Genomic DNA, 11965 nt, shown 5'->3' on the forward strand with positions numbered 1-11965 from the left:
CTACAATACTCCGCGACTTAATTTATTACTTGGTTATTTTTTAAAGTAGCCGTGTGAGGCCCTGTAACTCTGAGCTCTTTAACACGCGGCTCAGCTGTGCCATCGAAAATATTATTAACAATCGTAGTATTAGGTTCACCCACCGTATGTTCGATAATAATAGGTGCCGATTTAACGAAAGTATTGTTATCTATATTTGTAACTTGAACACCATGCAGGTAAACACTTGATTTGCTTTTGTTGCGTTTGCCAAGTCCTACATTCAATAGTGTGTTATCAGTCATATTCAAATGAGGGCCAAATGTACTTTCATCACTGCCACCACGATAAAGTTTGATTAAACTGCCACGTATATTATTAAAGCGATTAGCACTTAGCGTTACGTAATCGGCGTTATAAATCCCTAAATCTTCGATTTCGCTATCTAATCGCAAAATATCACCAGACACTTTATCAAACGTGTTATTTATCATCGTAATTTCATCAGCAAGCGCACCTTTGCCGGTCTTAAAAAAGTCAAAAGTATGGTTGATATCTAAATCGACTAAATGACTATTCATCATTACCAGCCGGTAATTCTCAACCATGCCCCATTTTTTCGTTCTCACTACGCTGTTACCAGCAGAGTCTGGGCTGCTTTTGCCTGAAATAAATAAGCCATCAAGTTTTAAGCTGCCACCATCATGAATTTCAAATAAAGTTGAACGCTCAAACGTCAATGTTGCCTTGCCCTTTTGGCGTGCTTTAATTGTCAGTACTTTATCAATCGCAACAAGTTTAGCTACATCGTATTGCCCCGCTGATAGTTCTAGCACATCACCAGACTTAGCCTTTTCAATCGCGTTTAATAATGCGCTGGCAGAGTTTTTGACAAGGTGTGTTTTACCTGAGTCAAAGGCAATAATAGCAGGTACTTTTTCATACCAATTTACACCCGTTTGCTCTTTAGCCAATACTGTTAAATTTGCTTTTGCACCTACATTAGACATATTCGATATGGGCAGAAGTAACCCCGCCTTATTTCGCTTAAGTGATACCGACTGCTGCTTTACACCATAAGCAACTTTGTTAAGCACTTTAGTATTAGCAATATTCCCAGAGAAGGTAATACCGTTTACGTCGTCAAACACAGTAAAAGGTTGTTGGTTACTGTCATTAATAATGAGGTTATTCTTCATTACACTGTTGACTGGTACAGCACTGCGCTCAGCATCACTGCCCGCTGCAAGTTGGATATGACGCACATTAACAAATGTATTGTGTTCTATGAGTGCATTTTCTACCTGGTGGTAACGATTGATCGATGAGTTAGGCACACCATTCATTACAGTGAAGCCACTACCAAAACGAAAACCCGTTAACCCCTCAAGGTAGTTGTTACGAATTATTTGGTTTTTATTGATAACTCGAATACCTCCGGTATGGTCAACACCATTACCAAAAAAGATATTTTCTTCAATCAAGTTGCCGTTACCATGGCGCATGGTTAACGTACCGCGAGCTTCAAAAAAGACATTATTGCGGACAATATTTTTACCCGATTTAATCGAGATAATTTCTACTTCACCATTCGTTTGCTCAAAATAGTTATTCTCAACAAGCGTGAATGAATCCGTCAAAGAGTAATGACTTGTACCGATGCGCAGCGTTTCCCCTCCATTTGATCCAAATGTCGGGCGATAGCCAAAGTAGTTATGATCAATCTGGTGGTGGTTTTCTTGGCTCTGCTTATTATTCAAACGTACGGCAACCGTAACACCTTTATTGCGTTTACCCACTAAATGGTTGTGGTCAAACCGATTGTATTTACCATAAAGTGCAACCCAATAATCTGATTCGCGTTTGTCAGGATTGTTATAATTATCAATTACAACTTCTGAAACTCGTGAATGACGAGCTAGCTCATTTTTATTGCGGCGAAACTCAATAACAGCCGAAGTAGGCGTGTAGCCGTTTTTAAATACCAAACCGCTAGCATGAAGGTATTCCCCAGCAAGGCGAAGGTTAGACTGGCCAGTTAAAAAAACCTTGCCTTTGGTTTGTGCAGTCAACTGAATAGGAGATGTTTCTGTGCCTTGACCTTGAAACAAAATCTCAAAATCTGTCCAAGTACCATTTTTTAAAATAACTGTATCGCCCGCTTTTAAATCTTGGGCAATATCAGTGTAAGCTTGCTTATTATCAACAAAGTAGTCTTTGGCTGTCGTCGCAGTTGAAATACAACCAAGGATAACTAGGCTAAGCTTTATTATAGTTAGATTGATCAATCGCATAGTTAACTCTTTGACTGGATTGTGTAGTTAACCGATAAAGATAACTCGCTTTCCAGTATTTATAATGTGTGTGTAAAGGTGCTAAACATCCTGATTAACACCTAAATTAACTAGAACTATTTATCTAGTGTTTTAAAGTAATCAAAGATTTCAGGTACGTTACCTTGACCCATACCTGCATCAAATGCAGCTTGTAAATTAGCTGATGAACCCTCTGCAATCTTAGATTCAGTCCCTAAGTCTGCTACCATCTGTAAAAAGTAGCCTAAGTCTTTGTTAGCATTTGCAATTGAGAAGCCTAAGTCACTCACGTTATCTACAGCGTAATTTTTACAGAATTGCATAAATGGTGAGTTAGAAGGGCCTGTCGACATAATGTCAAACAACTGTTGGCGGTCAACGCCTGCTCGATCAGCTACTGCAAATGCTTGCGACATTGCACACACGGTAGTCATTCCCATAAAATTATTAATTAACTTTGTTGTATGACCCGCGCCTAGCTCACCTAAATGAAACACATTTTCGCCTTGTTCTGCTAAAACGGGCTTCACTTTATTGAATGTTTCTGCATCACCAGCAGCCATGATATTCAACAAACCATCTTTAGCATGGGCAGGAGTTCGACCTAATGGAGCGTCAACCATACCCACGCCTTTTTTAGCGAGATCAGCGCCAATTTTCTTTGTTGATGCTGGAATTGATGTACCAAAATCAATAAGTACTGAGCCTGCTTTAAAACCAGCTAGCAACCCATCTTCAGCGTAAACGACTTTTTCGACAATCGTTGATGTTGTTAAGCACAACATCACAATGTCAGTACAAGCAGCAAGCTCTTTTGCTGTTGCAACTGTTTTCGCACCACGCTCAACACATTTAGCAACAGACTCTTTATTAAGGTCCATTACAACTAGGTCGTAGCCTTTATTTTGTAAGTTCTCGACCATATTGCCGCCCATAAGGCCTAGCCCAATGAAACCAATAGTTGGTTTAGACATGAATAACTCCTAAATTATTGAGCGTTTAATTCAACGCTATTTATCAGCTAAGTATCAGTGACACAGCTTTACTTTATTGAACCTCTGGAGTTCTACTAAAAATGGTAAAACTCATAAACGTGCCGAGAGGTAAAATACATTGCTCTTAAAAAAATTACCAATCAACTTACAAAAACAGTATTACCCAACGAACCAATTGTCAACCAATTTGTATATCAATTATATTAACAGGTAATAATAAACTTAAGAAAAGTATTATAATCAAAAATGAAATAACGTATTAAACCCAACAAAAAAGACAACAAACCACTGATAATAAATAACAAAATATAAAAACACCGGATAAAGAAGTGGATAAAAGACTAAAAGCAAAGATTGGTAATAACAAAGTGGGAAAATGGTAATGCAACCAACGGGTAGATCTTGCTTATGCCTAAACTTACCAAGCACATTCTGATCGATAAAATGCTTATTTATAAGCTAAAAGATATTAGTAATGTGGCGTTTTGGAGTCTAAAGCTGTGATTGATATTGAAGGCTAATGTATGTTTTTAAAACGAGAGGTTAGATTAATACAGGGAAAAAATGTGTATTGCCGTGGTTAAACCACGGCTTTTTTAAACGGGTTGCGGGTGTCTTGATTTTCATCAAGATTGCGCATTAAAATGGCGTGTTCTAAATCAATACTTTCAGGCAGTGGGATTTTTACAACGTGGCCAGAGCCTTTTGCATCAGTAATTTCCTCGCCTTTTTTGTTTTTCATCGCCTGTAGCGTAAAGTTAAAGTTACCCAGCGGGGTCATTAATTCCAGTGAGTGGCCCACGCAAAACTTATTTTTTACGTCAATTTCAACTAGCCCATAGTCATCTCGGCCAAGCACTTCACCTACAAACTGCTGTTTATCAGAGACCGAGTGGCCGTATTCATAGTTTTGGTAGTCTTGATGGGCGTGGCGCTTTAAAAAGCCTTCGGTATAGCCACGATGAGCGAGGCTCTCAAGAGTTTTAAATAAATCAGCATCAAATGGCTTACCTGCAACGGCGTCATCAATTGCTTTACGATATACCTGCGCAGTGCGGGCTACGTAATAAAATGACTTAGTACGCCCTTCTATTTTTAAACTATGCACGCCCATTTTTGTTAATTGCTCTACATATTGCACTGCACGCAAGTCTTTTGAATTCATGATGTATGTACCGTGCTCATCTTCAAACGCCGGCATGTATTCACCTGGGCGGCCTTGTTCTTCAAGCATAAATACATCATTGCTTGGTGCGCCTTCACCCAGTGTTGGTATTACTGCTTTGGGGTCTATTTTGTGCACCATTTCACCGGTTTCGTTTTCAGTGCCAGGTTTAACGTCGTATTCCCAACGACAGGCATTGGTGCAAGTGCCTTGGTTCGGATCGCGTTTATTAATGTAACCAGAAAGCAGGCAACGTCCAGAATACGCCATGCATAACGCGCCATGCACAAATACCTCAAGCTCGGTTTCAGGGCACAGTGTGCGAATTTCGCTTATTTCTTCAAGTGATAATTCTCGCGATAAGATAACGCGTTCAATACCCTGCTTAGCCCAAAATTTTACGCTAGCGTAATTGACTGCATTGGCTTGCACTGATAAATGAATGGGCATATCAGGCCATTTATCTCGCACTAACATAATTAAGCCCGGATCAGACATGATCAAGGCATCTGGCCCCATCGCTATAACAGGTTCAATATCACGCAAATACGACTTAACTTTGGCGTTATGCGGCGCAATATTGGATACCACATAAAACTTTTTATTTAATGCATGAGCTTCATCAATGCCAACTTTAAGGGTATCAAGGTCAAACTCATTATTACGCACTCGCAGACTATAACGTGGTTGGCCTGCATAAACAGCATCAGCACCATAGGCAAACGCATAGCGCATATTTTTTAAACTACCAGCTGGTGAGAGTAATTCTGGTACAAACGTATTTGAAGAGGGTATTGACGACATGTGCGCTCCATACATCGAACTGGGGTCAAGCCAGTTGCATGAAAAATTAAATAGAGCGCGATAGTATAAATAGCTAATAAAAAGGAATGTTGATCCTGATCACAAAATCTCAATAGAGCTATTCATTGCCTGTAATTAATAGCTCAGTTGTCTCAATGATAATTTGCTTATCATCAACCATAAACTCAATATAAAATAGATGACTACTTTCAACCTCTGGGGCTTGATTTAATATTAAAGAAAAATATCGCGGCGCGCTGATAGGTAAGTCACCCTGTAGCTGTTTCAGTGTGAGTGATTCGCCATAGTCAAAATCCCCCGTATCAATACTCTGAACTGAAAACACCTCATTAAGGCTCGTTCCGGCGGTTAGCTTTGAATTGTAGTCAGCCGTAGAATAAATATTAAACTCAGAGAGTGTATTGATTGAGCCTAAAATAACCGGCAGTCCAACACAGTCGGTACTGTATTTTTTATTTGGATCAAATTCATTGCCCGGCGCAAAAACAGCCTCGCCACTTGACTCAAAGTTAAACACTAGATCATTAAACACCACGGCTGTGTTAACTTGAGACACGTTGCCGTCTACTGATAAATCGATTGCGTTAACATCCACACCAATTGCTGTTGGCGGACACGGTAACCCCCCTTCCTTATCTGAACCGCACGCGCTTAAAAATGCACCCAACATACAGATAAACATAAACTTTTTCATACTTTTTAAATCCCTTTAATGTGAACTAACAACGTTAGTCAAGTTTTGTGGAAAATACAACAATCGTTTTTGGGAACACATTACCGAGCAGGTTTTTGTGGGTATTTTATTCTTTCATTAAATTGCCACATAGACCCTATTTAATAAAATTAGGCATTTTGCTATAAAACGCGTATAATTCGCGCCCGTTAATATTCACACTTTTACTTAAAAATTATTGGAGCATAAAGATGGCTTTAGAGCGTACTTTCTCAATCGTAAAACCTGATGCAGTAGCTAAAAACCACATTGGCGCTATCTACAACCGTTTCGAAACTGCTGGCCTTAAAATCGTTGCAGCTAAAATGGTTCACCTTTCACAAGAGAAAGCTGAAGGTTTCTATGCTGAGCACAGCGAGCGTCCTTTCTTTGGTGCTTTAGTTTCTTTCATGACGTCTGGCCCAGTAATGGTTACCGTTCTTGAAGGCGAAAACGCTGTTCTTAAAAACCGCGAAATCATGGGTGCAACTAACCCAGCTGAAGCGCTAGCAGGTACTTTACGTGCAGACTACGCTGACAGCATCGACGAAAACGCTGTTCACGGTTCTGACGCTGTTGAATCTGCTGCTCGCGAAATCGCTTACTTCTTCGCAGATGAAGAGCTTTGCCCACGTACTCGTTAATTCGAACGCGCTGAGCAAAACAAAAAGGGCTTTCGGGCCCTTTTTTAGTGATTAGCTAAGCAATGAAAGATGTTTAGCTAATGACTAAACTGGTCGAATTGTGTACAATTCACCCCCGTAAATTTTATCACCACCGTCACTGATTGAGGTTGTTTCATGACCGAGCAAAAAAAGATTAACTTATTAGATTTAAACCGAGATGCAATGCGTGAGCTATTTGTGTCATTCGGTGAAAAGCCGTTTCGTGGCGATCAGGTGATGAAATGGATTTATCATTTTGGCGTTGATAACTTTGACGACATGAGCAACGTAAATAAAAAGCTTAAAGAAAAGCTAAAAAACGAATGTGAAATCGTCGCGCCAGAAATCTCTGTTCGTCAGCAAGCAAGCGACGGCACCATCAAGTACGCTTTAGTACTTGAAGGTGGTCAAGAGGTTGAAGCCGTATGGATCCCAGAAAAAGAGCGTGCAACGCTGTGTGTATCATCACAAGTTGGCTGCGCCCTTGAATGTACTTTTTGTTCAACAGCTCAACAAGGCTTTAACCGTAACTTAAAAGTATCAGAAATTATTGGTCAAGTTTGGCGCGTAGCCAAAGATATCGGCCTTGATGGCAATAGCGAAAAGCGCCCTGTCACTAACGTGGTAATGATGGGTATGGGTGAGCCATTACTCAACGTTAAGAACGTAGTACCAGCAATGGAACTGATGATGGACGATTGGGGCTTTGGGTTATCTAAACGCCGCGTAACATTAAGCACCTCAGGTGTAGTACCAGCGCTTGATTTACTAAAAGAAAAAATCGACGTTGCTTTAGCGATTTCATTGCATGCGCCAGATAACGCATTACGCGATGTGCTAGTGCCAATTAATAAAAAATACCCAATTGAAGAATTTTTAGCGGCATGTCGTCGTTATATTGATGGCTCTAAAGCTAACAAAGACGTCACTATTGAATACGTTATGCTCAATGGCGTGAACGACAGCACTGATCAAGCACACGCACTGGTTAAAACGCTTAAGGGCACACCGTCTAAAGTTAACTTAATTCCATTTAACCCGTTCCCAGGTAATGAATACACCCGTTCGAGCAACAGTCGTATAGACCGTTTTTCTAAGGTGTTACAAGCTGGCGGTATTACGTGTATTGTGCGCCGTACCCGAGGGGACGATATCGATGCAGCCTGCGGCCAGTTAGCGGGTGATGTGGTTGACCGTACCAAGCGTATGGCAAAAAAGAAAATGCGTGATGAAAATGCAATTTCGGTCAATATCCAACAAGCTTAACTAATCTAATGACTGAAACACTTGTGTAATGCATTAAATTCAAAAAGTTGATGCAACACAAGTGCTTTTCGGTAATATAGGCTGATATGGATAATAATAAGAGATAAGGTAATGCGATCTTTACTTGCTTTAGCGGCCAGTGTCATTGCGCTTAGCGGCTGTGTGACTGAAAACAGTTACGAAGGCAATGATAAACCCGTTGTCGAAAACACCATCAATAATACTGGCGCAGCGCGCACACGTATTGCACTTGCATTAGAATACCTCAATACCGGCAACAGCTCTCAGGCCAAGTATAACTTAGAACGCGCAGCCTCATTTGCGCCTGACTTGCCCGAAGTACACTACTCGTTTGCTTATTACTATCAACAAGTCGGTGAAGACAGCCTAGCAGATGATGCCTATCAAAAAGCGCTAAAAATTAATCCTAATGATCCAAATACTCGTAATAATTACGGGGTATTTTTATGTGGTATCAATGAATACGATCGCGCAACCGAACAATTTATTAAAGCCATTGAAATCCCAAGTTATATCCGCGTCGCAGAAAGTTATGAAAACCTAGCGTTATGTGCAATTGAATTTAATGACTTTGAACAAGCTGAGAAGTACTTTCTTTCTGCAATCAAGCATAGCTCCATGCGCGCATCTTCAATTATTAGTTTGTCTGCACTGTATTACGCAAAAAGTGATTTACATAAAGCACAAGAGTTACTCACTCGGTATGAAAAATCAGGTCAGGTCTCGCCACGCTCGTTACTTTTGGATTATTTAATTGATCAACGTATGGGCCATATTGAAAAAGCCCAGACCACCGCTGCAACCATATTACAAACGTACCCGGTGTCGAACGAAGCCGTTTTAATTCGCGAACAACGCTTAAAGCAAAGTGAATTTGAAATTCTACGATTTAAATATCGCCAAGCAAAACTCGATGAATTTAAGTCTGAAAATTCATCTGTTATGGTGAACGCAAACCCGAAAATGCGTATCGTAAAAAAGAAAAAGGTACCTCAATTTGCAGCAGCAAAAGTAGAGCTGGCCACTAATTCGATAAAAACAACGCAAAATGACTCATCTACTCGAACAGCACAAGACGTCACCGCTTCAGTTACCAAAACACAAGTAAATAATGAAGAACCACAAAAACCGCAAACAAGCGAAGCAACGCTGATCCCTGCAAGTATTCATATCGATGACACGCCAATTGATACTAATGCAGTAATGGGTGCATTAACCACTGTAGCCACCACTGCCCCCTTGGCTACTCAAGCAAGCGAGCCTGTTCTTGCAAAAACAAACTCCAATGCACAAGCCGTTTTGTCAGCACTATCGGTAGTAGATTCAAATAATGAGAATCAAGTGTCAACTCCCGTCTCTGATGGCTTTTTTACGTCAAAGGTCGAAAATTTGGGAGTGTCTACTGCAAAACCTAGTGTATCTAAGCCTAAGCCCAGCAAAAATGAGCCAAAGGATGGGGTTAAAATTGTGTCATTTGGCGCACCAAAAACCGAGCAAATGCTCAGTGCGCAAACAAATGTCAATGCAACACAACCGAGTAAAAGTGATTCTCAATCAGCAGGTGAGCAAGTTGAGTTTTATCAACCCGTAAAAAATGCAGCGGTTTTTGCAACGCAAAGTACCCGTACTAACCGTCAAGCAACGGTGCAATTTAATAATATTGACACGATTGACGAAGCACCACTGTTGAATTCACGACTATCTCCTCCTGCTATTCCGTTTCATATTTTACAGGCTGGTGAAAACCTATTTAGCATTTCAGTACGATACAATGTTAGACTACAAAAATTACTCCAATGGAATGGGTTAAGAGAATCTGATCGACTGGTCAATGGAACTAAAATTTACCTTAATGACCCCAATATATTTTATAAAATAAACGCAGGCGATACTTTGTATAGTATTGCCACAGAGCGTCGCTTGTTAATTGATCAGTTAATGCGATGGAATAAATTAAGCCCAGATATTGCTCTCAAACCTGGACATAGACTCTTACTAGTGGATCCCGAATCATACGCATTATGAATGATGAAAATACAGAATCAACTCAACCAAGCTTAGGCCAAACATTAAAAACAGGCCGTGAAGCGGCAGGTGTTAGCCTTGAACAATTAGCTGAAAAATTAAAGCTATCGGTGTTGCAGTTGCAGCATTTAGAAAATGACGAACACCACTTACTCGGCCCTGCAACTTTTGTAAAAGGGTATGCTAAATGTTATTGCCGCGAGTTTAATTTAGACAGCGCAGCCGTAATGGCATTATTTCCTGAAAGTCAGGAAACCGTAAAAAAATCGAATATGCAGAGCTTCTCAAAGCGTACCGAAAAAGAAGCGCATGACAGTCGGCTAATGCTTGTTAGTTACATTATTTTAGCAATAGCTATTGGCTCATCAGCATTGTGGTGGTGGCAAAATTCAACCCCATTAAATCAACAAACTGTCACCAAGCCGTTGGTTGATTTGAACGTAAACGACACAGTGCAATCGCAACCTCAACCAATTAGCACTGATGACGCAGAACCAATTCAACCTGAGTTTGAAAACAACACACCTGAACAGCCAGTGCAAATGCGTGAAGAGCCAGTTTCTGAGCCAGCACAACAAGAACAAAATGGTTTAAGCACGGTTGTAATGTTGTTTAACGAAGATAGCTGGGTAGAAATACACGACGGTGAAGGCGAAAAAGTCGCTTTTGGCGTAAAAAAAGCAGGCTATGAAATGACCCTAACTGGCACGCCTCCTTTTTCAGTGGTATTAGGAAAACACCAAGTAGTTGAAATTACACTCAATGGTGAAGCCATCGATATTTCGAATTTTCCTAAGAATCGTTTAGCCAAATTTAATTTACCATTAGCAGAGTAGTCGCTATGTTTTCAGAATCTCCAATCAAACGCAGAAAATCAACCCGTATCAATGTCGGAAATGTCCCTATTGGTGATGGCGCACCTATTGCTGTGCAATCTATGACCAACACAGATACCATGGATATTGATGCCACTGTAGCTCAAATTCAGGCTATACAAGATGCGGGAGCCGATATTGTCCGTGTATCCGTGCCAACCATGGCTGCCGCTGAAGCATTTAAAAGCATCAAAGAGCAGGTGACGATTCCACTTGTGACCGATATTCATTTCGATTACCGCATCGCTTTAAAAGTGGCGCAGTATGGTGCTGATTGTTTACGTATAAACCCAGGTAATATCGGCAGTGAAGAACGTATTCGCGCTGTGGTTGATTCTGCGCGTGAACACAACATTCCGATTCGTATTGGTGTAAATGGCGGTTCTCTTGAGCGTGACTTGCAAGAGAAATACGGCGAACCAACGCCAGAAGCATTACTTGAATCAGCCATGCGCCATGTAGAGATTTTACAACGTTTGGACTTTGATCAATTCAAAATCTCAGTAAAAGCATCTGATGTATTTTTAGCCGTTGGCGCATATCGCCTGCTTGCTAAAGAAATCGACCAACCATTACATTTAGGTATTACTGAAGCCGGCGGCATGCGCTCAGGCTCAGTAAAATCGGCTGTTGGTTTGGGTATGTTACTCGCTGAGGGTATTGGTGACACATTGCGCGTATCACTAGCCGCAGATCCTGTTCAAGAGATTAAAGTCGGTTTTGATATTTTAAAATCATTACGCATCCGCTCTCGTGGTATTAACTTTATTGCTTGCCCTAGCTGTTCTCGCCAAGAGTTTGATGTTGTAAGCACCATGAACCAACTCGAAGAGCGCCTTGAAGATATCATTGAGCCGGTCTCTGTGTCGGTGATTGGTTGTGTTGTTAACGGCCCAGGTGAAGCACTCGTTAGCGATATTGGTTTAGCTGGTGCAAATCGTCGCTCTGGTTTATATATCAATGGCGAACGTCAAAAAGCACGTATCGACAATAATAATATTGTTGAGGAACTTGAAGGCTATGTTCGCGATTTTATCGCTAAAAAAGAACAGCAAGCCCCTATCGACGTTAAAATCGTCGAATAAAATTAATATAGTCGGCAAACTGGGTGGTTTGCCGCAC

The 11965-nt window shown here is 40.8% G+C and carries 9 protein-coding genes; 5 read left to right on the forward strand and 4 right to left on the reverse strand.

The genetic code is table 11. The annotated features are described in order from the left end of the window. Positions 1 to 17: 17 nt before the first annotated feature. From CSC79_RS00695 to CSC79_RS00710, 4 genes are all read right to left on the reverse strand, one after another. Entirely contained in the window at positions 18 to 2273 is a 2256-nt protein-coding gene (locus CSC79_RS00695) for a polysaccharide lyase 6 family protein (protein ID WP_099292945.1), read from the reverse strand. A gap of 116 nt (positions 2274 to 2389) precedes the next feature. Beyond that, positions 2390 to 3268 carry an NAD(P)-dependent oxidoreductase gene (locus CSC79_RS00700; RefSeq protein WP_099292947.1) on the reverse strand — a complete coding sequence of 293 codons (879 nt, stop codon included), beginning with the start codon at positions 3266 to 3268 and terminating at the stop codon, positions 2390 to 2392. A gap of 601 nt (positions 3269 to 3869) precedes the next feature. Further along, the gene (gene yegQ / locus CSC79_RS00705; protein ID WP_099292950.1) at positions 3870 to 5258 is read right to left on the reverse strand and encodes a tRNA 5-hydroxyuridine modification protein YegQ; all 1389 of its coding nucleotides are present in this window, start codon (positions 5256 to 5258) and stop codon (positions 3870 to 3872) included. Between the two features lie 118 nt (positions 5259 to 5376). Then, positions 5377 to 5973: a hypothetical protein gene (locus CSC79_RS00710; RefSeq protein WP_099292952.1), complete on the reverse strand. Its 597-nt coding sequence runs from the start codon at positions 5971 to 5973 to the stop codon at positions 5377 to 5379. Positions 5974 to 6203: 230 nt separating this feature from the next. Between CSC79_RS00710 and ndk the strand changes: the two genes are divergently transcribed. The 5 genes from ndk (at position 6204) to ispG (ending at position 11928) form a co-directional block, all read left to right on the forward strand. Beyond that, the gene (gene ndk, locus CSC79_RS00715; RefSeq protein WP_008111339.1) at positions 6204 to 6635 is read left to right on the forward strand and encodes a nucleoside-diphosphate kinase; all 432 of its coding nucleotides are present in this window, start codon (positions 6204 to 6206) and stop codon (positions 6633 to 6635) included. Positions 6636 to 6791: 156 nt separating this feature from the next. Beyond that, positions 6792 to 7922, forward strand: a complete 1131-nt coding sequence (locus CSC79_RS00720) for a bifunctional tRNA (adenosine(37)-C2)-methyltransferase TrmG/ribosomal RNA large subunit methyltransferase RlmN (RefSeq protein ID WP_099292954.1) — start codon at positions 6792 to 6794, stop codon at positions 7920 to 7922. Between the two features lie 111 nt (positions 7923 to 8033). Beyond that, positions 8034 to 9968, forward strand: a complete 1935-nt coding sequence (gene pilW, locus CSC79_RS00725) for a type IV pilus biogenesis/stability protein PilW (RefSeq protein WP_099292956.1) — start codon at positions 8034 to 8036, stop codon at positions 9966 to 9968. Beyond that, positions 9965 to 10804, forward strand: coding sequence for a RodZ domain-containing protein (locus tag CSC79_RS00730; protein ID WP_099292958.1), 840 nt, complete (start codon positions 9965 to 9967; stop codon positions 10802 to 10804). The genes pilW and CSC79_RS00730 overlap by 4 nt, the downstream gene beginning before the upstream one ends. A 5-nt stretch (positions 10805 to 10809) precedes the next feature. Continuing rightward, positions 10810 to 11928, forward strand: a complete 1119-nt coding sequence (gene ispG, locus CSC79_RS00735) for a flavodoxin-dependent (E)-4-hydroxy-3-methylbut-2-enyl-diphosphate synthase (protein WP_099292960.1) — start codon at positions 10810 to 10812, stop codon at positions 11926 to 11928. Positions 11929 to 11965 lie beyond the last annotated feature (37 nt).

The sequence above is a fragment of the Pseudoalteromonas sp. 3D05 genome, from assembly GCF_002723455.1.
Classification (GTDB): domain Bacteria; phylum Pseudomonadota; class Gammaproteobacteria; order Enterobacterales; family Alteromonadaceae; genus Pseudoalteromonas.